Source organism: Dactylosporangium salmoneum, assembly GCF_039532525.1.
In the GTDB taxonomy this organism is placed as follows: Bacteria; Actinomycetota; Actinomycetes; order Mycobacteriales; family Micromonosporaceae; genus Dactylosporangium; species Dactylosporangium salmoneum.
This window is the reverse complement of the sequence record NZ_BAAARV010000024.1, coordinates 106,020-128,925: the sequence shown is the minus strand read 5'-3', so window position 1 is coordinate 128,925 and position 22,906 is coordinate 106,020. Positions and strand designations below refer to the sequence as shown.

The 22,906-nt window shown below is 70.3% G+C and carries 19 protein-coding genes; 6 read left to right on the top strand and 13 right to left on the bottom strand.

The window, feature by feature from the left end:
- Positions 1-10 precede the first annotated feature (10 nt).
- Positions 11-1,633, top strand: coding sequence for a purple acid phosphatase family protein (locus ABD352_RS15345; protein WP_344613023.1), 1,623 nt, complete (start codon positions 11-13; stop codon positions 1,631-1,633).
- A 51-nt stretch (positions 1,634-1,684) separates the two neighbouring features.
- Here the strand turns inward: ABD352_RS15345 and ABD352_RS15340 are convergent, their stop codons facing one another.
- Complete coding sequence (locus ABD352_RS15340; RefSeq protein WP_344613107.1) at positions 1,685-4,084, bottom strand: Hsp70 family protein; 2,400 nt, start codon at positions 4,082-4,084, stop codon at positions 1,685-1,687.
- A gap of 453 nt (positions 4,085-4,537) precedes the next feature.
- On the opposite strand from ABD352_RS15340, the gene ABD352_RS15335 reads away from it, so the two are divergent.
- The gene (locus ABD352_RS15335) at positions 4,538-8,851 is read left to right on the top strand and encodes a discoidin domain-containing protein (RefSeq protein ID WP_344613022.1); all 4,314 of its coding nucleotides are present in this window, start codon (positions 4,538-4,540) and stop codon (positions 8,849-8,851) included.
- A 237-nt stretch (positions 8,852-9,088) separates the two neighbouring features.
- On the opposite strand, the gene ABD352_RS15330 is transcribed toward ABD352_RS15335, so the two are convergent.
- The 5 genes from ABD352_RS15330 to ABD352_RS15310 all read right to left on the bottom strand — a co-directional run bounded on the left by ABD352_RS15330 (position 9,089) and on the right by ABD352_RS15310 (position 13,673).
- Entirely contained in the window at positions 9,089-9,541 is a 453-nt protein-coding gene (locus tag ABD352_RS15330; protein WP_344613021.1) for a hypothetical protein, read from the bottom strand.
- 268 nt (positions 9,542-9,809) lie between these two features.
- Complete coding sequence (locus ABD352_RS15325) at positions 9,810-10,691, bottom strand: ROK family protein (protein ID WP_344613020.1); 882 nt, start codon at positions 10,689-10,691, stop codon at positions 9,810-9,812.
- Positions 10,688-11,881 (bottom strand): sugar ABC transporter permease, encoded by a 1,194-nt coding sequence (locus tag ABD352_RS15320; protein WP_344613019.1) that lies wholly within the window; start codon positions 11,879-11,881, stop codon positions 10,688-10,690. Before ABD352_RS15320 ends, ABD352_RS15325 begins: the two co-directional genes overlap by 4 nt.
- On the bottom strand, positions 11,878-12,597 hold the full coding sequence (locus ABD352_RS15315; protein WP_344613018.1) for an ATP-binding cassette domain-containing protein: 720 nt from the start codon (positions 12,595-12,597) through the stop codon (positions 11,878-11,880). The genes ABD352_RS15320 and ABD352_RS15315 overlap by 4 nt, the downstream gene beginning before the upstream one ends.
- Positions 12,597-13,673, bottom strand: coding sequence for a sugar ABC transporter substrate-binding protein (locus ABD352_RS15310; protein ID WP_344613017.1), 1,077 nt, complete (start codon positions 13,671-13,673; stop codon positions 12,597-12,599). The genes ABD352_RS15315 and ABD352_RS15310 overlap by 1 nt, the downstream gene beginning before the upstream one ends.
- A 121-nt stretch (positions 13,674-13,794) precedes the next feature.
- Between ABD352_RS15310 and ABD352_RS15305 the strand changes: the two genes are divergently transcribed.
- On the top strand, positions 13,795-14,994 hold the full coding sequence (locus ABD352_RS15305; RefSeq protein ID WP_344613016.1) for an ROK family transcriptional regulator: 1,200 nt from the start codon (positions 13,795-13,797) through the stop codon (positions 14,992-14,994).
- Positions 14,995-15,243: 249 nt separating this feature from the next.
- Here the strand turns inward: ABD352_RS15305 and ABD352_RS15300 are convergent, their stop codons facing one another.
- On the bottom strand, positions 15,244-15,480 hold the full coding sequence (locus ABD352_RS15300; protein WP_344613015.1) for a hypothetical protein: 237 nt from the start codon (positions 15,478-15,480) through the stop codon (positions 15,244-15,246).
- Positions 15,481-15,952: 472 nt separating this feature from the next.
- Here ABD352_RS15300 and ABD352_RS15295 point away from each other — a divergent pair, with 472 nt between their 5' ends.
- On the top strand, positions 15,953-16,828 hold the full coding sequence (locus tag ABD352_RS15295; RefSeq protein ID WP_344613014.1) for a PHP domain-containing protein: 876 nt from the start codon (positions 15,953-15,955) through the stop codon (positions 16,826-16,828).
- A gap of 17 nt (positions 16,829-16,845) precedes the next feature.
- Here ABD352_RS15295 and ABD352_RS15290 read toward each other — a convergent pair whose 3' ends face one another.
- From ABD352_RS15290 to ABD352_RS15270, 5 genes are all read right to left on the bottom strand, one after another.
- Positions 16,846-17,007, bottom strand: coding sequence for an NUDIX domain-containing protein (locus ABD352_RS15290; protein WP_344613013.1), 162 nt, complete (start codon positions 17,005-17,007; stop codon positions 16,846-16,848).
- A gap of 107 nt (positions 17,008-17,114) precedes the next feature.
- A complete protein-coding gene (locus tag ABD352_RS15285) occupies positions 17,115-17,552 on the bottom strand; it encodes an RDD family protein (protein WP_344613012.1) in 438 nt (145 codons plus the stop codon).
- A gap of 179 nt (positions 17,553-17,731) precedes the next feature.
- Positions 17,732-18,814, bottom strand: coding sequence for a YVTN family beta-propeller repeat protein (locus ABD352_RS15280; protein WP_344613011.1), 1,083 nt, complete (start codon positions 18,812-18,814; stop codon positions 17,732-17,734).
- A 469-nt stretch (positions 18,815-19,283) separates the two neighbouring features.
- Positions 19,284-20,075, bottom strand: coding sequence for an ABC transporter permease (locus tag ABD352_RS15275; protein ID WP_344613010.1), 792 nt, complete (start codon positions 20,073-20,075; stop codon positions 19,284-19,286).
- Positions 20,072-20,803 carry an ABC transporter ATP-binding protein gene (locus ABD352_RS15270; protein ID WP_344613009.1) on the bottom strand — a complete coding sequence of 244 codons (732 nt, stop codon included), beginning with the start codon at positions 20,801-20,803 and terminating at the stop codon, positions 20,072-20,074. The genes ABD352_RS15275 and ABD352_RS15270 overlap by 4 nt, the downstream gene beginning before the upstream one ends.
- 124 nt (positions 20,804-20,927) lie before the next feature.
- On the opposite strand from ABD352_RS15270, the gene ABD352_RS15265 reads away from it, so the two are divergent.
- Both ABD352_RS15265 and ABD352_RS15260 read left to right on the top strand, forming a co-directional pair.
- Complete coding sequence (locus ABD352_RS15265; RefSeq protein ID WP_344613008.1) at positions 20,928-22,061, top strand: sensor histidine kinase; 1,134 nt, start codon at positions 20,928-20,930, stop codon at positions 22,059-22,061.
- Complete coding sequence (locus ABD352_RS15260) at positions 22,058-22,723, top strand: response regulator (RefSeq protein ID WP_344613007.1); 666 nt, start codon at positions 22,058-22,060, stop codon at positions 22,721-22,723. The genes ABD352_RS15265 and ABD352_RS15260 overlap by 4 nt, the downstream gene beginning before the upstream one ends.
- A gap of 20 nt (positions 22,724-22,743) precedes the next feature.
- Here ABD352_RS15260 and ABD352_RS15255 read toward each other — a convergent pair whose 3' ends face one another.
- On the bottom strand, positions 22,744-22,905 hold the full coding sequence (locus ABD352_RS15255) for a hypothetical protein (protein ID WP_344613006.1): 162 nt from the start codon (positions 22,903-22,905) through the stop codon (positions 22,744-22,746).
- Position 22,906 lies beyond the last annotated feature (1 nt).

Sequence of the window (22,906 nt, the reverse complement as noted above, 5' to 3'; positions counted from 1 at the left end):
GCATGGCCACATGACTTCAGATCAACATACGTCGACCGCGTCCAGCGAGAAGGGCCAGGTCTCGCGGCGGGGGCTGTTCGCCGGGATCGGCGGGGCCGCGGCCATGGCGGCGGGCGGGGGCGCGCTGCTGTCGGGCGGGACCGCGTTCGCGCACGACGGGACGCCGCTGTTCTGGCACCAGCCGGGGAAGACCGGCGCGCCTGAGGTACACGGCGTGCACCTGACGTTCGGCGCGGACCCGACGCGCGAGATGGTCGTGTCGTGGACGACGCCCACGTCGGTCACCGGCGCCAAGGTACACGTCGGCACGCTCTCCGGCGGGTACGGGCGGATCGTCCGGGCCGACACCGTCCACTACACCGACGCCAAGTCCGGCAGCGAGGTGCTCATCCATCACGCCCGCCTCGACAACCTGCGTCCCGACACCGAGTACGCGTACGCCGCGGTCCACGACGGCGGCACCCCGATGCCGGGCTTCTTCCGCACGGCCCCCCGCGGTCGCGCCCGCTTCACCTTCACCAGCTTCGGCGACCAGGGCACGCCGACGATGGGCAAGCAGACCACCCCGGCCGGGGCGACCTCGCCGATCTGGGTCAACGACAACCTCGGCTCGCCGGCCGCGGGCGACGTCGTGGCCGGCGTCGAGCGCATCGCGCCGCTGCTGCACCTCGTCAACGGCGACCTGTGCTACGCCAACATCTCCGACAACCGGGTCCGCACCTGGTCGGACTGGTTCATCAACAACAGCCGCTCGGCGCGCTTCCGGCCGTGGATGCCCGCCGCCGGCAACCACGAGAACGAGCTGGGCAACGGGCCGATCGGCTACGGGGCGTACCAGTCATATTTCAGCCTGCCCGACGCGGGCGGCGACGATGAGACCCGTGGCCTGTGGTACGCGTTCACCGTCGGCTCGGTGCGCTTCATCAGCCTCAACAACGATGACGTCGCCTACCAGGACGGCGGCAACTCGTACGTGCGCGGCTACTCCGGCGGCGCGCAGAAGCGCTGGCTGGAGGCGGAGCTGTCGCGGACCCGGGCCAACCGGGACATCGACTGGATCGTCGTGGTCATGCACCAGGTCGTCATCTCCACCGTCGACAAGTTCAACGGCGCCGACCGGGGCATTCGTGAGGAGTGGGTGCCGCTGTTCGACAAGTACGGCGTCGACCTCGTCGTCTGCGGCCACGAGCACCACTACGAGCGCTCGTTCCCGATCCGCGGCGCGCAGGCCAACGACACCCTGACCCCGATCCCGGTCAGCACCGACAAGTCGGTCTCGGACACCAGCAAGGGCACCGTCCACATGGTGCTGGGCGGTGGCGGCACCTCGGCCCCGTCCAACGCGCTGTTCTTCGAACCGGCGCAGTGCCGCGTCATCACCGGCGTCGGCCCGGTCGGCAGCAACGGCAAGCGCCCGCCGATCTACGTCCAGGAGGATGCCCCCTGGTCGGCGAGCCGCGACAAGACCAACCCGTACGGCTTCGCGGCGTTCACGGTCGACCCGGGCAACCACCCCGGCGACGCCACCCGCATGGAGGTCACCTACTACTCGGTGTCCGGACCGTTCGGCGAGCTGACCGCCGTGGACACGTTCACCCTGGTCCGCCCGCGCCGCGACGGCCGGCACTCCTAATTTGGTGAGCCTTGCCCGGCCGGGCGCGGGCCTGTCCCGCGCCCGGCGGGGTCAGGTGGCAGGAAGCCGCCAGACGATGGCCGTGTGGTCGCCGCCGGCCGTGGCCATGGTCTTGCTGACCGGGCTGAAGGCCACCGAATTCACCGCGGACGCGCGGTCGGTGAGGGTGGCGATGCGGGAGGGCGCGGCCGGGTCGGTCATGTTCCACACCAGCACCGTGTGGTCGGCGCCGGCGGTGGCCATGGTCTTGCCGTCCGAGCTGAACGCCACCGAATACACCTCGCCCTTGTGGTCGGTGAGGGTGGCGATACGGGCCGGCGCGGCCGGGTCGGTCACGTTCCACACCAGCACCGTGTCGTCGCCGCCGGCAGTGGCCATGATCTTGCCAACCGGGCTGAACGCCACCGACCTCACCCGGCTCTTGTGGTCGGTGAGGGTGGCGACGCGGGCGGGCGCGGCCGGGTCGGCCATGTTCCACATCTTGACCGTGTTGCCTGCGCCGCCGGCGGTGGCCATGGTCTTGCCGTCCGGGCTGAACGCCACCGATAGCGCCGCATCCGAGTAATCGGTGAGCGTGGCGATACGGGCCGGCGCGGCCGGGTTGGTCATCTTCCACACCATGACCGAAAAGTCGCCGCCGGCGGTGGCCATGGTCTTGCCGTCCGAGCTGAACGCCACCGAGTACACCCAATGCACGTGGTCGGTGAGGGTGGCGATGTGGGCGGGCGCGGCCGGGTTGCCCATGTTCCACACCATGACCGTGCCGTCAAAGCTGGCGGTGGCCATGTTCTTGCCGTCCCGGCTGAACGCCACCGCAGCCACCGTGTCCTTGTGCTCGGTGAGGGTGGCGATGCGGACGGGCGCAGCCGGGTCGGCCACGTTCCACACCATGACCGTGTTGTCGTCGCCGGCAGTAGCCATGGTCTTGCCGTCCGGGCTGAACGCCACCGACTCCACCGCGCCCTTGTGGTCGGTGAGGGTGGCCAGCCGGGTCAGGTTGGATGTGGGCGTCACCACGGCGGACGCGGCGGCCGACGCCAGGGGGCTGGTGGGTGCGTTACCGGAGGATTTGGTGGCCGTCGGGCCAGCGGCCGGCGGCTCGAATCGCAGGGCGATCACCACAACGACAACCACGATCGCGAGGATGGCAGCGGCGGCGACGAGCAGCCGACGCGGCCCGCGTGCCGGAGCCGCCGTTCCCGGCCCGCCTTCGTCCGCCTGCGGGGTGTCGATCGTTTCGGCCGCAGACCTGGCTGTCAACGGAGTCGACGTGGACGGGTCGGGCAGCGCGGGTGCTGGCGGCATCGGCTGCTCGGCCACCGCAAGGGACAAGGACTCATGCGGTACCGATGCCAGCTCGTCGTGGTGCAACGGCGGTTCCGCGGTGCGCGGGGCGGCGCCGTCCAGGTGCAGGGTGCCGCCGGCCACGATCAGCTCCGGCTGCTCGATCACCGTCGGCGCGACCCCCAGCGACCGGTGCAGCAGCGTGGCGGGCAGCGACATACGACTGGAACCGCCGACGAGGAACACCGCCGCGACCTGCTCGGCACCTACCCCGGCATTGCGCACGGCCAGGCGGGTCGCCGCGACCGTCCGGTCCAGCAGCGGTCGCGCGAGATGGTCCAGCTGCTCCCGGCCGAGCACCGTGTCCAGGTCCAGGATCGGTACGAAGATCGTCGTCATCGAGGTGCGGGACAGCTCTTCCTTGCCGGTCCGCACGTCGTCCCAGAACGTACGCAACGTTCGCCGGTCGGCGGAGGTGGCCGGGGCGGTGAGCCGGTGCCAACCCTCCGGATCGCGCACACCGTACGTGGCACCGAGATGCGCGACGATCGCCGCGTCGACGTCCAGGCCGCCGGCATCAACAATGCCCTGCTCGGCCAGCACCTCGAACCCGCCGGCGGTGCGCCGGACCACGGACGCGTCGAACGTGCCCGCCCCGAAGTCGTACACCACCAGGCAACCACCCACCGGCACCACGTGACCGAGCACGTGCACGTAGTACGCCGCGGCGGCCACAGGCTCGGCGACGAGCACCGCCGGAGGCAGGCCCGCGACAGTAGCGGCCTCCTGCAGCGTCTGCCGGCGGCGGGCGCCCCAGCCCGCCGGGTGGGTCAGGACCAGCCGGTCGACCGCGGCCCCCGCGACCCGGACCGCCTCGTCGTGCACCCGCCGCAGCACCGCCCCGATGAGGTCCGCCACCGGCACCGCCCGCTCACCGAGCAGGACCTCACCGTCGTCGATGCGCGACTTCGGGTGCGCCTCGAACGCCTCCGGCCGGCTACGCGACGCCCGCACCGCATCCCGGCCGACAACCAGCTCACCGCCCGCCGTGACACCGACCGCGGAAGGCAACAGCGGCGTCTCACCGAACAGCAACGGCACCGCCCGCCCATCGGCCAACCCGACGACCGCCACGGTGGACGAGGTCCCGAAGTCGATGCCCAGCATCACCACGGCACGGTCATACCACAGCCAGATAAGAAGATCGATAATCTCCGCAACCCGACGCCAGGACCGCGTCTCGGCTGAGGCGGTCTCGGCTGAGCAGACGCGGCCCGTCCCCGCACGGCGAATGATCGCCACCACCACTGCCGGCCGCCCATCATGGCCGCAATATCGCTACCGAACGATGTATTGACCGGCCGGTAGGACTGCTGTAATTTTCTGCTCACACTCTGCAAGAGGCTTGCAGGTCGCAGTCATAGCGTTGACTGCCCGGCCGCTCACAGGTTCCGCGCCACCGCCAACCGTGGTGACCTGTCCCGTCCGGGCGCGAGTTTCCGCCCGGGCCCTGCCGCCGTGCGTGGCGGCCAATGTACGCCCCGTCGCACCGACGCGGGCGCACCCTGTATCACCCCTCCTCAGCGCAGTTGCCGCGCCACTCCGAGAGAGCCGATGAGGATGAACAACACACGCAGACCCCGCCGACTGCGGACGGTCGCCCTGGCGCTGGTAGGCCTCGTCGCCGCCGCGCTCCCCACGTTCAACAGCACTAACGCCCAGGCCGCGAACACGAACCTGGCGCAGGGTAAGGCAGTCGCGGTCAGCAGCAGCAACGGCCAGTACGTGGCCGCCAACATCAACGACGGGAGCCAGGCGAGCTACTGGGAGAGCGCCAACGGCACCTTCCCGCAGTGGGCCCAGGTCGACCTGGGCTCCGCGACGTCGGTCAACCAGGTCGTCCTCAAGCTGCCCAGCGGCTGGGGCGCCCGCACCGAGACGCTGTCGGTCCAGGGCAGCGCGGACAACGCAACCTTCTCCAGCATCGTCGCCTCGGCCGGGTACAACTTCGACCCCAGCGGCAACGGCAACACGGTGACGATCTCGTTCGGCGCGACGTCGACCCGCTATCTGCGGATCAACATCACGGCGAACACCGGCTGGCAAGCCGCCCAGATCTCCGAGCTCGAGATCTACGGTACCGTCACCTCGACCACGAACCTGGCGTCGGGCAAGACGATGAGCGCCAGCAGCGTCACCCAGACCTACGTGGCCGCCAACGCCAACGATGGCAACGCCTCGACCTACTGGGAGAGCACGAACAACGCCTTCCCGCAGTGGCTGCAGGTCGACCTCGGCGCCTCCGTCGCCGTCAACCAGGTCGTGTTGAAGCTGCCGCCGGCCACGTCCTGGGGTGCACGGACCCAGACACTGGCGGTGCGAGGAAGCACCGACGGGTCGACGTTCACCGACATCGTCGCCTCGGCCGCGTACACGTTCGACCCGAACACGGGCAACGTGGTCACGATCAACTTCAGCGCCACGACGACGCGGTACGTGCGGCTGAACATCACCGCCAACACCGGCTGGCCGGCCGGGCAGATCTCCGAGTTCGAGGTCTACGGCCCGTCGACCGGCGACACGCAGGCGCCGACCGCACCGTCCAACCTCGCCTACACCCAGAACTCCAGCGGCGCGGTCACCCTGACCTGGGGCGCGAGCACCGACAACGTCGGCGTCACCGGCTACGACGTGTACGCCAACAACGCCCTGCTCACCTCGGTGTCCGGCACGGTGCTGACCTACACGGACAACCCGCCGCTCACCTCGACGATCACGTACTTCGTCCGGGCGCACGATGCGGCCGGCAACCAGTCAGGCAACAGCAACAGCGTCACCCGCACCGGCCAGTCCGGCGGCGACACGCAGCCGCCGACCGCACCGTCGAACCTCGCCTACACCCAGCCGGTCTCCGGTCAGATCAAGCTGACCTGGGGCGCGTCGACGGACAACGTCGGGGTCACGGGCTATGACGTCTTCCGCAGCGGCACGCAGATCGGCACGGTCTCGGGCACCACCCTGACCTACACCGACGCGCAGCCGGACACCGCCACCGTCTCGTACTACGTCAAGGCGCACGACGCGGCCGGCAACTCGTCCGCGCCGAGCAACACCGTGACCCGGACGGGTTCCGGCGGAAGCGGTACCAACCTCGCGGTCGGCAAGCCGATCGACGGCACGGCGAACACGTACATCTACGTGCCCGCCAATGCCAACGACGGCGACGTGACCACGTACTTCGAGGGCTCGTCCTACCCGTCCCAGGTGACGGTGCACCTGGGCGCCAACGCCGACATCACCTCGGTCGTGGTCAAGCTGAACCCGGCCTCGGCCTGGTCGGCCCGCACCCAGACCATCGCGGTGCTCGGCCGGGAGCAGAGCGCGACGACGTTCACCACGATCTCCGCCGCGCAGTCGTACTCGTTCGACCCGAACACCAACCAGAACACGGTCACCATCCCGGTCACCGCGCGGGTCGCCGACGTCGAGCTGTCGATCACGTCCAACAGCGGCGCCCCGGGCGGGCAGGTCGGCGAGTTCCAGGTGATGGGCACGCCCGCGCCGAACCCGGACCTGACCCCGACGTCCAGTTCGTGGACGCCGTCCGCGCCGGTGGAGTCGGACACGGTCACCGCCTCGGCCGTGATCCAGAACGCCGGCAACGCGGCCTCGGTGGCCACCGACGTGAACTTCTACGTCGGCAGCACCAAGGTCGGCTCCACGACGGTCGGCGCGCTCGCCCCCGGCGCGACGCAGACCGTGTCCGCCTCGATCGGCACGCTGAACGCCGGCACCTACCAGCTGACGACCAAGGTCGACGAGTCGAAGAAGAACTTCGAGCAGCAGGCCAACCAGAGCTACACCAACCCGACGAACCTCGTCGTCACCCCGGTGCAGTCCGCCGACCTGGTCGGCACCGTCAACTGGACGCCGAGCACGCCGAGCGCCGGCAACACGGTGAACTTCACCGTCACCGTGAAGAACCAGGGCAACGTGGCCACCACGTCCGGGTCGCACGGCATCACCCTGACCCTGCTGGACGCCAACAACAGCACCGTGGCCACCCTCAGCGGCTCGGTGTCCGGCGTCATCGCCGCCGGGGCGTCGGCCGCGCCGGTGAACGTCGGGTCGTGGACCGCGGCCAACGGCAAGTACACCGCGCACCTCGTGCTCGCCGCCGACCCCAACGAACTGCCGGTCAAGCAGCCGCATCTCACCAGCGACACCCCGCTGTTCGTCGGGCAGGGCGCGAACATGCCCTACGGCATGTACAAGGCCACCGACGGCACGCTCGGCGGGTCCGCCGCCGTGGTCGGGCCGAACCGCACGATCGGCGACATCGCCGGCGAGGCCACCGGCCGCAAGGCGGTGACCCTGAACAACACCGGCGACTCGGTCAGCTGGACCTCGCGGGAGCAGACGAACACGTTCGTGCTGCGCTACTCGATCCCGGACGCGGCGGGAGGCGGCGGCACCACGGCCACCCTGAACCTGTACGCGAACGGCCAGCTCGTCCAGCCGCTGAGCCTCACCTCGCACTACGCATGGCTCTACGGCGCCGAGACCGGACCGGGTGACTCGCCCAGTGCCAGCTCGCCGCGGCACATCTACGACGAGTCCAGCTTCCTGCTGTCCCAGACGTACCCCGTCGGCACCGTCTTCAAGCTGCAGAAGGACTCGTCGAACCAGTCGCAGTACGCGATCGACTTCATGAACCTCGAAAAGGCCACGCAGACCGCGAACCCCGACCCGGCCCATTTGGTGGTCCCGGCCGGCTTCACCCAGCAGGACGTCCAGAACGCGCTGGACAAGGTCCGCATGGACACCACCAACACCTTCACCGGCGTGTATCTGCCGGCCGGGCAGTACAGCGTGTCCGGGCGCCTGCTGATCTACAGCAAGCCGGTCAAGGTGGTCGGCGCCGGCGTCTGGTACACCCAGTTCCTCGCGCCGCAGAACCAGAGCAACACCGACACCGGGTGGGACCTGCAGTCCGGCGCCGGCGGCTCGACGTTCACCGGGTTCGCGTGGTTCGGCAACTACACCACCCGCCAGGACGGCCCCGGCCACACCTGGGACCTGCGCAACCAGTCCAACGTCACCATCGACAACGTCTGGATCGAGCACAACGTCGTCGGCGTCTGGGGCGCGTCCAACGTCCAGAACTCGACGTTCACCAACATGCGCATCCGCGACACGATGGCCGACGGGATCAACCTGACCAACGGCAGCCAGGGCAACCTCATCTCCAACGACGAGGCCCGCACCACCGGCGACGACAGCTTCGCGCTGTTCGCCGCGCAGGACCAGTGCGGCGGCTGCAAGCTCGCGAACAACACCATCCAGAACGTCACCGCGATCGCTCCCTGGCGGGCGGCCGGCGTGGCGGTCTACGGCGGCGGCGGCAACACGATCCAGAACTTCACCGTCTCCGACACCCTCTGCTACCCGGGTCTGACGATCAGCTCCCTGAACTTCGGGTTCTCCTTCGAAGGGTTCGAGTCGACACCGCAGACGACGATCCAGAACTTCTCGCTGCAGCGCGACGGTGGGCACTTCTGGGGCAACCAGGCGTTCGGCGCGATCTGGGTCTTCTCCGCGACCCAGCCGTTCCAGGGCATCCGGGTCAACAACGCCACGATCACCGACCCGACGTACACCGGCATCATGTTCCAGACCGACTACAGCGGCGGCACCGCGCTGAACCCGGTCACGGACACGGTCTTCACCAACACCACGATCACCGGCACCCACGCCAACAACGACGGCTTCGGCAACGGCAAGTCCGGCTTCGGCATCTGGGCCAACCCGCTGCCGGAACCGGGCCAGGGCCCGGCGGTCGGCTCGGTCACGTTCAACCACCTGACCGAGAGCAACAACGACGTCAACATCCAGAACACCACGTCAACGTTCACCATCACCGTCAACCCGTGACCGCACGCGATGCTCCGCCCGGGCTTCTCCGGGCGGGGCATCGTCGCGCCGGCGCCAGGCCCTCCCGGTGCAGGATCAACCTCTCAAGCGTCACTGCCCCAGACGCCGGACCGGTTCGTCGCCAGTTCGCGCCGTCGGGCAAGGTGACCCTCCGGAGGTCGTCGGGGGCGATGGCGGGACAGCGCCCGAAAGCGCCGCCACGCCATCTCACCCGGCCGCACTACCGCCGCGGACCGGTCACTTCTTCGTGCATGCCGACCTGCGTTCGAACTCGTCATGACTGACGTACGCGTCGTTGAAGCGCACCCGGCCGTCGTGCAGATCCGCGGGCTTGAACGTCTCGTACGCCTGCTCGTGAACGCCGGTGCGGAAGAGGGTCACGTACTCGGTCGCGGGGTCGAGCGGCGCGGCCAGGGGGACGTCGAGCGTTCCCCCTGGCGGCGCCTCGTCGCCGACGGTGACTACTCCGGTGACGGTGGGCTTCGGAAAGCTCACCTGCCACACGGACGGCACGTTCTCATCGAGCAAGTTGTCATGAGTCGTGCGCAGCGGGATGATGCGCACCACCGTCACCGACGATGGCGGGCAGTCCGCGAGACGCACCTGCAACACCGAGCCGTCCATGAAGATCGCGACCGAGCTGTACGGCTCGCCCATGCACGCCGTCACGGCGGGCAGGGCCAGTACCACGGCGGAGACTGCTAGAAGCGGCCGGCGAACGGTTCTCATCAGAACCTGCAATTTATGGGAGCCAAAGCGTAGCCGCCGTCGTGCCGCCCGGCCCATCGCTCGAAGTGGTTGCAAGATCCTGCTCCGCTCAGCTTCTCGTCCACCTGGGGTCAGATGGTCGCGGTGTGCTCGCTTCGCCAGATTGAACAGCTCAATTCCGTCCGCGGGCACCGGTTTTCATCGCTCGCTTGGGGTGGTGAGGTGACGGCGGACGTCTTTCCCGATCGGATCACGCCAGCGCCAGGGCCAGGGCCAGAGCACCGACGAGCGGGGCGTCGTCGACGAAGGTTGCGGTCGTCAGCTGCGGGGGGAAGGGCACCGAGCGGGCAAGGGCTGTCGCCACCCGCGGGAGGATGTGCGGGGCGGCACCCATCAAGCCGCCGCCGATGACGACGCGTTGCGGGTCGAGGGTGATACAGAGGTTGGCGATCGTCCGGGACAGGGTGTTCAGTGCCTCGTCCAGCAGTTCGCCGACGCCGGGTTCGGCGTGCAGGTCAAACAGTTCGGCGGCGGTCACCTCCCGGCCGAGCAGGGCTGAACCGCGGCGGGCCAGCGCGCTGCCGGAGACCGCCTCCTCCAGCGGGGCGTGGCCGTCGGCGAAGGCCGGGGCGGAGGCGGAGTCGCGCAGGTAGCCGATCTCGCCCGCGGCACCGTGGGCCCCGGGCAGGACCTTGCCGCCGGCCACCAGCGCGGCGGCAAGACCGGTGCCCAGGTTGACGTAGAGGCCGGTGTCGACGCCGCGGAGGGCTCCCCAGCGCAGCTCGGCGGCGGCACCGGCGTTGACGTCGTTGTCGATCGCGACAGGGGTGTCGCCGAACTCGGTACGCAGGAGCCGGGGCAGTGCCATGCCGTCCCACCCGGGCACGTTCGGGGCCAGGCGGATCACCTCGTCGCGGACCACGCCGAAGGTCGAGACCCCCACCGCTGCCGGGGTACTGAGCAGTTCCCGCGCGGCCGTCAGGGTGCGCTCGACGACCTGCAGCGCTCCCCCGGCGCCCTGGGTGCGCAGGCGCATCATGGTGTGCGGGCGGCCGTCGGGCGCGTCGACGGCCGCCGTTCCCAGCGCGACCTTGGTGCCACCGAAGTCGATCGCCAATACGTGCCGCGTCACCTGGGCTGTCCCCGTCGGGCGAGCGAGTCGATCGCCACGGCGACGGCGAGTACCGCGGCGGTGACCATGTACCGCACCGATGAGTCGACGCTGAGCAGCAGCATGCCGTTGGTGATCGACTGGATCACGAGGATTCCCAGCAGCGCGGCGTAGGCCCGGCCCCGGCCGCCGAACAGCGACGTGCCGCCGATGACCGCCGCGGCGATCGCCATCAGCAGGGTGTCGCTGCCGCCGGAGCTCTGGTTGACCGCGGCGAGCCGGCTGGCCGCGAGGATCCCGCCGAACGCGGCCAGGGTGGACCCGGCAACGAACGCGAGGACACGGATCCGGGTGATGTTGATACCGGCCCGGCGCGCCGCCTCGGCGTTGCCGCCGACCGCGTACATGTGACGGCCGAAGACCGTGTGCCGCAGCATCAGGTCGAGGCACACGACCAGCGTGCCGAAGATGACCAGCAGCAGCGGCACTCCGCGGTCGGCCGACAGCACGAGCACCACCACCGCGAGGACGCCGGCCAGGCCGGCCAGACGCAGGGTCAGCCACAGGCCGGAGGTGACCGGCAGATCGGCCTCGCGGCGTAGCCGCCGGTTGACCAGCGAGCCGGCGCTCCAGCCGGCGACGATGAGCGCGGCCACCAGCCAGCCGGCCCACGAGGGCAACCACGTGTCGCTCAGCCGGGCGAGGAGCCCCTCGAACGGGAGGTTGATCGTGCCGCCGCGGCCCAGCAGGTACAGCATCAGGCCCTGCCAGCCGATCAGCCCGGCCAGCGTGACGACGAACGAGGGCATCCGCAGCTTGGTGAACATCCAGCCGTGCAGCAGGCCGATCAGCATGGCGCAGCCGAGCGCCGCCGCGACCGCGAGCAGCGGGTTCCAGCCGTGGTGGACGTACAGGATCGTCATGACCACCGCGCACAGGCCGCTGACCGAGCCGGCCGACAGGTCGATCTCGCCCAGCATGATCACCATGATGATGCCGAGTGAGATGGTGCCGGTGGCCGCCATCTGCAGGGCCAGGTTGGTGAGGTTCTCCGCCGACAGGAAGTGCTCGTTGAGGGACCCGAACACCACCGCGATCAGGATCAGGCCGCCGACGACCGGCCACGCGCCGACGTCGGTACGGCCCGTCGCGCGTAGCGGTTCGAGCGGCTTGTGCAGCAGGCCGGTGATGCGCTCGTTCACGGTGGTCATGCGGTGCCTCCGGTGATGGCGGCGACGACGGCCTCCGGGGTGGATTCGGCAGTACTGAACTCGCCGGCGTTGCGGCCCAGCCGGAGCACCACGATCCGGTCGCTCACCGCGCGCACGTCGGCCAGGTTGTGGGAGATGACGAGCACCGCCAGCCCCCGGTCACGCAGGCGGCGGATCAGATCGAGCACCTGCGCGGTCTGTTCGACGCCGAGCGCGGCGGTCGGCTCGTCGAGGATCACGACCCGCGGCTCTCCGATGAGCGCCCGGGCGATGGCGACGGACTGCCGCTGGCCGCCGGAGAGCATCGCGACGGGCACCCGGATGTCACGGATCCGGACGTCCAGCGAGGACAGCAGGTCCCGTGCCGAGCGCTCCATCCGGATGTGGTTGAGCATCGTCCAGCGACGGCGTTCGGCGCCGAGGAACAGGTTGCCGACGACGTCGAGGTTCTCGCAGAGCGCGAGGTCCTGGTGGACGGTCGACACGCCGAGATGCTGCGCCTCGTGCGGGCTCGCGATCCGGACCTGGTGGCCGTCCTGCTCGATCACCCCGTCGTCCGCGGTGACGACGCCGGACAGGACCTTGACGAGGGTCGACTTGCCGGCGCCGTTGTCGCCCACCAGGGCGACCACCTCGCCGTCCGGCAGGTCCAGGCACACCCCGTCGAGTGCCTGGACCGCACCGTAGCGTTTGCTGATGTTCGAGGCGGCGAGCATTACTGGATGCCGGCCTTGGTGCACGCCGGGACGACCGGGCCGGTGCAGATGTCGGACGCTTTGTAGAAGCCGTCCTTGACGATGGTGTCCTTGATCCGGTCCGCGGTGACCGCGATCGGGTCGAGCAGGAACGCGGGGATGTCCGCGGTACCGTTGGCGACCTTCGTCGGCGCGGCCGGCTTCTCGCCCTTGGCCAGTGCGACGGCCAGTTCCGCGGACTTCTCCGCCTCCTGACGGATGTCGAGGTAGATCGTCATGTACTGCTCTCCGGTCAGGATCCGTTGTACCGCCGCGAGTTCCGCGTCCTGGCCGGTGATCGGCGGCAGGGTCGGGTAGCCGGCGCGCTTCATCGCCGCGATCGCACCGCCGGCCATGCCGTCGTTGGCGGACAGCACCCCGACGATGGTGTCCCGGCCGAGCGCGGTGATGGCCTGCTCCATCTCCTGCTGAGCCTTGTCCGGACTCCAGTCGGGCGTGTCGAACTCGCGGCCGATCTGGACCTTGCCGTCGAGGACCTTGTGCGCACCGGTCTTGTAGTCGGCCGAGCTGGGGTCGGTCGAGGCGCCGTTGAGCATGACGATCTTGCCCTTGTCGGCCGTCCCGGCCTTGGTCAGCGCGTCGAGCAGGGCCTGGCCCTGCATCTCGCCGACCCGGACGTTGTTGAAGGAGACGTAGTACTCGTAGGAGATCTCGCTGATCAACCGGTCGTAGGCGATGACCGGTACCTTCTTCTGCTTGGCCTGGTTCACCAGCGAGGCGACCGCGCTGGCGTCGACGGCGTCGAGCACCAGCACGTCGGCGCCCTGGGCCAGGGCGGCCTCCACCTGCTGCTGTTGCTTGGCGGCGTCCTGGTCGGCGTTGGCGTAGAGCAGCTTGCAGTCGGCGCACAGCGCCCGAACCTTGGCCTCGAACAGCGGCCGGTCGAACGCCTCGTATCGGGTCGTCTTGGACTCCGGCAGGAACAACGCGATCGTCGGCGCGCCCTTGGCGGCCGGCTTGTCCCCGGCGCTGCCGCCACACCCGCTGACAACGGTGGCCGCGACGGCCACGACTGCGACGAACCATCTGGCTCTCACGGAGGGACACCTTTCCTCAGGGGGTTCTGCATGCATGCTGAGCCACCCGGCCAGACCTTGGCAAGGACCTTTACGAAATTGATAAATGACCTTTCCTAACCTGGTGTGGCACGCTGTTCCCGTGCAGACAACCGGCACCGCAAGCACGACCAGCGTGCTGCGGGTGATGAACGAGCGCGCCGTCTTCGCTGAGACCTTCCGGCTGGGCACGGTCTCGCGCCCCGAGCTGGCCCAGCACACCGGGCTGTCCAAACCCACCGTGGCCGTGGCGCTCACCAACCTCGAACGCGCCGGGCTGCTGCGCCAGGTCGGGATGCGCGCGGGCGCGGCCGGACGCTCCGCGGTGCTGTACGAGGTGCGCCCCGAAGCGGGCTGGGTGCTCGCGGTCGACGTCGGTCGCTCGTACGTCCGCGTCGGCCTTGCCGACCTGGTCGGCACGATCGTCGCGCGCAAGGACGAGTCGTCGCGGGGTACCCGTGCCCGCGACCTCGTCGCGCAGCTCACCCGGCTCGCCGAGGAACTGGCCGCCACGGCCGGAATCACGCGCGACGACATCACGCTCGCCGTCTTCGGTACCCCCGGCATTCACGACAAGGCGACCGGCGCACTGCATCTGGCGCCGAACCTCCCCGGCTGGGATCGGCGCGGGAGCGTCGAGCGGCTGGCGGGCATCGCCGGCTCGACGTACGTGGTGGAGAACGACGTCGACCTGGCGGCCGTCGGTGAGGCGAGCTACGGGCTCGGCCGCGGCGTCCGGCATTTCGTCTACGTCTCCATCGGCACCGGCACCGGCATGGGCATCATGATCGACGGCAAGCTGTACCGCGGGTTCCGGGGCGCGGCCGGCGAGATCGGCTACCTGCCGGTCGGCGAGGGCGACCCGCTGCTGGACCAGCCGGCCGCGCGGCGCCGCGGCATGTTCGAGTCGGTGGCCTCGGCCGACGGCGTGGTCGCGTTGGCGCAGCGGCTGGGCCTGCACGACGCGGCAACCGCGAAGGACGTCTTCGACGCCGCCCGCGCCGGCGACGCGACCGCGCGGCAGGCCGTGTCCAGCGTGGTGGACCATGTCAGCCACGCGCTCGCCGGCATCACGGCGGTGCTCGACCCGGAGCTCGTCGTCCTCGGCGGCGGCGTCGGCAGCCAGCCCGGCGACCTGCTCACCGGCCCGGTCACCGAGCGGCTCCGCAACCTCGTCGCGCTGCACCCGCCCCGCATCGAGGTCTCCACGCTCGGCAAGGACGCCGTCCTGCTCGGCGCGCTCGCCGTCGGCCTGACCGAGGCACGCGACCTGGTCCTCGACCGGACGGCGCCCGCCCGCTGATACCGACGACGCCCGGGCTCCGGATCAGGGCACCGGACAAGCCGGGATGTTGTAGCCGCGCACCCGCAGATGGGCGGGTAACCCGCCGAGGTCAGCGGTGGCGTGGACCGCCGTGGCCCAGACGGATGAGCCGTCGCCGTCTCATGTCCAAGCCACCAATGGACCGGGGAGACGGAAGTAGGCCGGCGGCCAAGCAGCCACTGCTTGCGGGCGAAAGGATCCATCAGGACGAGCCGGCGGTAGGAGTCCTCAAAATCGGTCACCGTCGCCGTCCCCGCGTTCTGCTCGCAATCGCGCTGCCGCCCGTTGGTCGTCGCACCACTGCTGGAGCGGGTCACGAGGGCCTTTGAAATCGTAGTCTTCGATTTCCGTTTGGAGGCGCACCTCTTCGACGAAGAGGTCGCCTTCAGGGCTCAACGTGAGTGGAAATGCCTCGGCTGCCAGCCTTCTCCAGTAGGAAGCGACAAAGATGCTGACCAGCGTCACGGTGCGCGGTCACCGGCGTCTCCTCGGTTCCACCCCGACACGGACGGGAAGAGGGTGTTGCAGGCGCAGCAGCGACTGGCCGAGCGGGATTGACGCGGCGTCAGGGTCGGGTGCGTCGCGTTCGAGCGGGGGCTGATCGAGGCGGTGGCCACACCGGGTCAGCCTGGCGGTGGAGTCGGGGCCGTGGTTGCGGCATTGGGCGGCGTGCAGCCCTTCGACGCGGTCGGCGGGCACGATGCGGCCGCTGCCGGCGGTGAAGTGCGGTGCGGGTTGCTGGCAGGCGGGGCTGGTGAGGGCGAGGAGCTGGTGGTGGGCGGTGCAGGCGAAGACGGGCGGGATTCGCCAGGTGCGTTACCAGGCGCCGCCGTGGGCGGTTTGGATGGGACTGCCGTAGCCGGCGAGACAGGGCGTGACCAACAGTGCGGCATGGCGTGGCCATCGATGATGCGGCGCGGGAAGGGATAGTGTCCAGATGGCAATGCCGGTCGACGGGGGTGTTGACGTGTCGTTACCGTGTGACAGCCATGTGCACAGTGAATGGTCCTGGGACACGGCGGTGGGTGATATGGAGGGTTCCTGCGTTCGCGCCGTCGAGCTGGGGCTCCCGGCGATCGCCTTCACGGAACATCTGGACCACACCGTGTGGCGGATCGCGTTGGAAGGTCCGTACGTCATGGAGCGCCTGACGGCGTTGGCGGACCCTGGCGGGATGCTGACTCCGCCGCCGTTCGACGCCGCCGGCTATCTGGCGGCGGTCGAGCGCTGCCGCGACCGTTTCCCGCAGCTGCGGGTGCTTAGCGGGCTGGAGTTGGGGGAGCCACATCGGCACGTCGAGCAGTGTTCCCAGGTTCTGGCGACCGGCCGGTTCGACCGGGTGCTCGGCTCCTTGCACACCCTTCCCGACCAGGGCACGTATGCGGAGCCGTGGGGCATCTATCCGTACCGGGACGCCCATGAGGTGGTCCGTGAGTATCTGGCCGGGGTGGCGTCGATGGTGTCGACTAGCGGTATGTTCTCCGTGTTGGCCCACATCGACTACCCGGTCCGGTCCTGGCCGGCCGAGCAGGCGGGACCGTTCGACCCGTACGTGTTCGAGGACGAGTTCCGCCATGCGTTACGGACGACCGCGCAGTCGGGTCGAGCGTTGGAAATCAATACCCGGCTGCCGCTGTCCACGACCGTGTTGACCTGGTGGCATGAGGAGGGCGGCGACGCGGTCACCTTCGGCAGTGATGCCCACCTGCCCTCGGCCGTCGCCCACGGGTTCGCCGACGCGGCCCGGATGGCCGAGGCGCACGGCTTCCGACCTGGCAAGAGCTCCTACGACCTCTGGAGCCGGGCCGGTTGAGCGAGGACGCCGGGTGGTCAGTGATCGGGCGTCACAACGATACCGGCCTGTTCGGCCAGGTCGCGGACCGCTGCCTCACGGAAGGTCCCGCCGGGATCGATGCCGCCGGGCAGCTCCCACCACCTGCCCAGCTCCGGATAGGCCGGATCCCGGGAATGCAAGAGCAGCACGCCGCCCATACCACTTCGTGGTCGGCGGCCACCGACCAGCAGGTCACGCGGCCGGGTCATCTGCCGGCTCGTGGGCCGCCGTGCCCGTGTGCCGCACGGGCCTTCGCCGGACCGGGTCAGGCGCGCACGACCAGGGTCCGGGCGGCCATGTCGCCGAGGCGCCGGCGGCGCCGCGAGGACAGCACGACGATGTAGCCGACCAGGTAGGCGAAGAGGCCGTCGATGATGCGCAGCAGTGTGCGGATGATGGCCTTGCCGATGCCGGGCGCGGCGCCGGTGACCTCGTCGACGACGCGGATGCCGGTGACGAGCTTGCCGACCGTACGGCCGAAGAGTCCCTCCAGCAGCACGTAGTACAGCACCACGAGGACGAACCACGCGAGGCTGCCGCCGCTCGACAACCGGGTGGAGCTGAAGCCCGAGGCCGTGGTTTCGACACCCGCCACCCGCGCGACGATGCCACCGAGGCAGCCGAGCAGCACCGCGTCGATGATGGTGGCCACCACACGGCGGCCGGTCACGTGGACGTCGGCGGAGAGCGATGGATAGGTCATTTCACTACCTCCTGCCGGACGGTGACGAAATGACCATACCCGTCGGGCGGGTCCGGCACCCAGTGGGCGGCGGTCTTCAGAACCTCATTTTCGCCTGGTACGCCGACTCGGCGTGGGACTCCCCCACCCACGTCGAGGAGCCATGCCTACGACAACGGCCAGCGGGGACTGCCCCGTGGTCAGCGCAGGATGCCGGTGTGGCCGAGGGAGTACCGGCCGGGCTGCGGCCAGAAGCACAGCCCGTGCGGCTGGGCGCCGACCTTGATCCGGGCGAGCAGGTGCCCGTCGTCCGTGGAGATGGCGTAGACCTCTCCGTCGTACCGGCCGGAGAGCCACAGGACCTTGCCGTCCGCCGAGACCCCGCCCATGTCGGGACTGCCGCCGCCGGGAATCTGCCACTTGGCGACCAGCGTGCCGGTGGCGAAGTCGAGGACCGACACCGAACCCTCGCCCCGGTTGGCGATGTAGAGGTGCTTCGAGTCGCGGCTGACGTACAGCCCGTGCGCGCCGGCTCCGGTCGGCAGGAACATCCGCACGGTGAACGCATCCCCGTCGAGGATCCACACACCGGACGTGTGCATGTCGGCGACGTACCAGGTGCGCCCATCCGGGGTGATCTTGACGTCCTGCGGCATCGCCCCGTCGCGTGGCAGGTGCAGCTGGCCGACCACCTCCTGGCGCTGGACGTCCACCTTGATCAGATCGCCGGAGAACTCGCAGGTCGCGATGAAGTAGCGGCCGTCGGCCGAGAAGTCGGCGTGGTTCACCCCGGAGCAGTTGACCGGCACCGACCGCTCCATCGCCATCGTGTGCGGGTCCCGGAAGTCGATGCGGTGCAGCAGCTCCGCCATGACCATCGCGAACTTGCCGTCGGGGGTGAAGTACAGGTTGTACGGGTTTTCGACCGGGACGGGCGTGCCGAACGTGCCGGTCGCCGGGTCGATCGGGGTCAGCGTGTTGCCGTCGTTGTTGTTGACCCACAGCGTGCGCAGGTCCCAGGCCGGCACGACGTGCTGCGGTGCGTCGCCGACCTTGACCGTCTGGATGACCTTGTACGTCGCCGGGTCGATGACGGAGACGGTGTTGCTGCCGAGGTTCGGCACGTACACCCGGACGGGGTCCTTCCTGACCGCATCGGCGAGCGCGCCGGGCCTGTCGGCGGCGTAGACGTCGTGCGGGTCGAGCAGCGGCGGCATGCCGGACAGCGCGGCGCCCGCCGCGGTGGTCCCGCTCCAACTCCCGGGTGACCGGGACGTGGCCATGCCGGGCATGCTCATGCCGGGCATGGACTCCGGCGTGCGGTGGTCGGCGGGGCCCGCGCTTTGCGGTGCGGTCTTGGAAGAACACGCACCCAGCAGCAGTGCGGCGACGGTGAGTGCGGCGAGCGCACCGCAGCGATGATGCCGAGATGTCATCAGCCGACCAGCTCAGCCATCGTGACGGGACGCGGACCCTGCGTAGCGGCGGTGACAGTCCGGTAATGCCAGAAATCGATTCTCACGATTGATCCGTTCGGTACGCCTTGTTGGGTATTGCGTACCACGGCAGCCGCTGGCTGGTCCGAGTTATCGAGCGAGCTGACGCCGTAGGTGGGCTGTCGCGGTCGGCCGGGTTTACGCGGGGTGGCGACGGGCATGGTGCCCGGGAGTTGCCGCACGATCATCGGCTCGCGGCCTATCGAGTCCCGCCGCGTTACCCAGTGCGGCGGCGGGACTCGGTCGGGCTGGGTGCTCAGGCGTCGCGACGGGCCCGCCAGGCGCCGAGCCCGAGCGCGATCGTGACGTACCCGGCCAGGTCGAGGTAGGCGAGCCGGAGTGAGGGCAGGCGCGGCTTGGCGGCGACGGCGTGGACCTGTGCGACCACGTCGCCGGCGTTGGACAGCAGCAGACGTGACGGCAGGTAGGACCAGCCTTCCAGGGCACGCGCCACCCCGTACGCAAGGAAGACCACGCCGATGAGGGCGGCGACCGCGGCGGCGGGGTGACGGGTGAGGGCGCCAAGACCGAAGCCGACGACGGCGATGACGGCGAGACACAGCCCGGCACCGGTCACCGCGCGCAGCACGCCGGGGTCGGCGAGGCCGACGTCGAGATGCCGAGCGGCGAGGACCTCCTGCCCGAGCAGGAACAGGCCGAATGCGAGAAGCTGGCCGCACACCAGCGTGGTGGCCGCCACGACCGTGGCCTTGGCGGCGTACACGACGCCGCGGCGCGGCACCGCGGTGAGCGTCGGGATGACAGAGCCGGTCGCGTAGTCGCCGGTCGCGACGAGCACGCCGAGGACGCCGAACGCGAGCTGGCCGAAGGTCAGCCCGGTGAAGGCACTGCCGACGGCGTCGAAGGACGCCCGGTCCGGCGCCGTGAGGGTGTCCCAGGATCGAGCGGTGCTGAGCGTGTCGGCCACGCCGAGCCCGACACCCAGCGCCGCCGCGGAGGCGAGGGCCAGCCAGGCGGACCGGACGGACCACAGCTTGATCCATTCGGCGTGCAGCGCGCGGCGCAGCGCCAAGGGTGCTGTTGTCATCGGGTGCTGCCTCCAGCGCCGCGGTACCGGGTGGTGTCGGCGGTCAGCGCGAAGTACGCGGCTTCGAGGGAGGCGTGGCCGCGGGTGAACTCGTCGACACCCGTGTCGGCGAGGAGCCGGCCGGCGCCGATGACGAGCAGGTGGTCGGCGGTGAGCGCCATCTCGCTGATCAGGTGGCTCGAGATCAGCACGGTGCGGCCTTCGGCGGCGAGGGCGCGCAGGAGCGTGCGGATCCAGTGCACGCCTTCCGGGTCGAGGCCGTTGACCGGCTCGTCGAGGATCAACGTCGACGGGTCGCCCAGCAGCGCCGCGGCGACGCCGAGCCGCTGGCGCATGCCGAGGGAGAAGCCGCGTATCCGCCGGTCGGCGACGGAGGCCAGGCCGGTGCGTTCCAGGGCCACCGTGGCGCGGTGGCGGGGCAGGCCGTTACTGGCGGCGAGCCAGCACAGGTGCCGGTAGGCGGTACGGCCACCGTGGAGACCAGCCGCCTCGACCAACGCGCCGACCTCGCGCAGCGGGGCGGGCAATGACCGGTACGGCCGGCCGTTCACCGTCGCCCGCCCAGACGTGGGCGTGGTCAACGCGAGCATCATCCGGATCGTGGTGGACTTGCCGGCGCCGTTCGGGCCGAGAAAGCCGGTGACCCGGCCGGGCTCGACGGCGAATGTCACCCCGTCGACGGCGGTATCCCCGCCGTACCGTTTGGTCAGCTGCTGTACTTCGATCATGCCGTCGACGATGGCAGCGGTACGGGTGCGCCGTCGTCAGCCCGCGGGCAGGCACCGTATCTGCCATGCGGCATACGCCGGCCGGACGACGACGACCGCGCACGGGCGGCCGTAGGCTCGCGGCATGGAATCCGCACCTCCGCCGCCGTTACGGCACCGGCTGAGGCCGGTGCACTGGCTGGTCCTCGACGTGCTTGCGGCCGCGGGGTACGGCATCGCCGGCTGGGGTGTGCTTGGCGCCCGGATCGACCAGCGGCTCCTCGCGGCGACGGGACTTGCGGTGGTATGCGCGGCGCTCGTGGCCGCGCGCCGGTGGCCGCTGGCGGCGATGAGTGGCGCCCTGGCCGTCTTCTGGCTGGCCCCGATCTCGGCCCGGTTCGGCTGGCTCGCGGCCGCGCCGCTGGCCTACGCGCTGTATCGGGTGGCTGAGCGCTGTCCCATCCGGCTCGCGGCGGGAGCGTTGGCGGTCGCGCTCACCGGTGCGGTGGCGACGGCCCTGCCGTCGTTGCGGCATGCGGGCGGGGTGCTGCCGTTCGGCCTGCTGCTCGCGACGGCGTGGACGGTCGGCATCGCGGTCCGCCAGCACCGCCGCTACACCGACGAACTGCTGCGCCACCAGCGCGGCCGCGCCGAGCGGCAGGCCGCCGACGAACGGGTGCGTATCGCCCGGGAGCTACACGATGTGGTGGCGCACAGCATGAGCCTCATCACCGTTCAGGCCGCCTACGGACGGCTCGTCGCTGACCGGCAACCGGCCACGGCGGCGGAGGCACTCACCGTGATCGAGACGACCGGCCGGGAGTCCCTCGCCGAGCTGCGTCGTGTCCTTGGCGTCCTGCGCGCGCAGGCCCCCGCTGGGACGGAGCCGGCGCCCGGCCTGGCCGACCTGCCCCGCCTGGCCGATCAGACCGCCGTCGCCGGCGTCCGCGTCGACCTCACCATCGAGGGCGAGCCCGAGCCGCTCCCCATCGGGCTGGAGCTGTCCGCGTACCGGATCGTGCAGGAGGCGCTCACCAACGTCGTCAAGCACGCCGGCACCGACCACGCCCGGGTCACCGTCGAACACCGTCCCGACGCCGTGGTCGTCGAGGTGACCGACGACGGTCGCGGCGGGCCCGCCGGGCCGGACGGACACGGCCTGATCGGCATGCGGGAGCGCGCCGCCCTCTACGGCGGGACGTTGCATGCCGGACCCGTGCCCGGCCGCGGCTTCCGCGTCACCGCACGTCTTCCGTTGGTCGAGCGGCGGACCGCATGACGGTACGGGTCGTCGTGGCCGACGATCAGGTCCTGATCCGCGTCGGCCTGTGCGGGATCGTCGAGGCCGCCGCCGATCTCACCGTCGTCGGCCAGGCCGGCACCGGGTTCGAGGCCGTCGACGCGGTCCACCGCCTCGCGCCGCACGTCGTGCTCATGGACGTTCGCATGCCGGGCCTCGACGGCATCGAAGCCACCCGGCAGATCACCGCGTCGACCAGCAGCCGGGTGCTGATGCTCACCACCTTCGACCTCGACGAGTACATCTACGGAGCACTGCGTGCGGGCGCGAGCGGCTTCCTGCTCAAAGACGCACCGCCGCACGACCTGCACGCGGCGATCCGGGTCGTCGCCGGCGGCGAGGCGCTACTGGCGCCGACCGTGACCCGACGACTGATAGCCACGTTCGCGACCCAGCATCCACCGCCGGCTCCGCTGCCGGCCGGGCTGTCGAGCGGGCTGGCCGGACTCACCGACCGGGAGCGGCAGGTCCTGTTGCTGGTGGCCGACGGGCTCACCAACGCCGAGATCGGCGCCCGCCTGCACATCACGGCCGGCACCGCCAAAACCCACGTCGCCCGGCTGCTGCACAAGCTCGCGGCTCGCGACCGGGTCCAGTTGGTGATCCTGGCCCACCGCGCGGGCCTGACGCCGGGCGGCTGACGCCACCGCACCGCCCGCGGTCACCCGCCGGATGGCCGTGACCAGCCCGGTACTGCTGCCTCCCAACAGGCATCGTCGCTCCAGCAGAAGTGCAGCGGCTGGCCGAAGCCGTGGCCCCCGGCCCGCAGGGCGCGGTCCATCGCGGCGAACACGTCACGCTGGGCAAGGTTCCAGTGCTCCATG

Excerpts from the sequence above, each read along its gene's own strand:
- ABD352_RS15345 (WP_344613023.1), top strand. The coding sequence starts at position 11 with ATGACTTCAGATCAACATACGTCGACCGCGTCCAGCGAGAAGGGCCAG.
- ABD352_RS15340 (WP_344613107.1), bottom strand. The coding sequence starts at position 4,084 with ATGCTGGGCATCGACTTCGGGACCTCGTCCACCGTGGCGGTCGTCGGG.
- ABD352_RS15335 (WP_344613022.1), top strand. The coding sequence starts at position 4,538 with ATGAACAACACACGCAGACCCCGCCGACTGCGGACGGTCGCCCTGGCG.
- ABD352_RS15320 (WP_344613019.1), bottom strand. The coding sequence starts at position 11,881 with ATGACCACCGTGAACGAGCGCATCACCGGCCTGCTGCACAAGCCGCTC.
- ABD352_RS15315 (WP_344613018.1), bottom strand. The coding sequence starts at position 12,597 with ATGCTCGCCGCCTCGAACATCAGCAAACGCTACGGTGCGGTCCAGGCA.
- ABD352_RS15295 (WP_344613014.1), top strand. The coding sequence starts at position 15,953 with ATGGCAATGCCGGTCGACGGGGGTGTTGACGTGTCGTTACCGTGTGAC.
- ABD352_RS15290 (WP_344613013.1), bottom strand. The coding sequence starts at position 17,007 with ATGGGCGGCGTGCTGCTCTTGCATTCCCGGGATCCGGCCTATCCGGAG.
- ABD352_RS15285 (WP_344613012.1), bottom strand. The coding sequence starts at position 17,552 with ATGACCTATCCATCGCTCTCCGCCGACGTCCACGTGACCGGCCGCCGT.
- ABD352_RS15280 (WP_344613011.1), bottom strand. The coding sequence starts at position 18,814 with ATGGCCACGTCCCGGTCACCCGGGAGTTGGAGCGGGACCACCGCGGCG.
- ABD352_RS15275 (WP_344613010.1), bottom strand. The coding sequence starts at position 20,075 with ATGACAACAGCACCCTTGGCGCTGCGCCGCGCGCTGCACGCCGAATGG.
- ABD352_RS15270 (WP_344613009.1), bottom strand. The coding sequence starts at position 20,803 with ATGATCGAAGTACAGCAGCTGACCAAACGGTACGGCGGGGATACCGCC.
- ABD352_RS15265 (WP_344613008.1), top strand. The coding sequence starts at position 20,928 with ATGGAATCCGCACCTCCGCCGCCGTTACGGCACCGGCTGAGGCCGGTG.
- ABD352_RS15260 (WP_344613007.1), top strand. The coding sequence starts at position 22,058 with ATGACGGTACGGGTCGTCGTGGCCGACGATCAGGTCCTGATCCGCGTC.
- ABD352_RS15255 (WP_344613006.1), bottom strand. The coding sequence starts at position 22,905 with ATGGAGCACTGGAACCTTGCCCAGCGTGACGTGTTCGCCGCGATGGAC.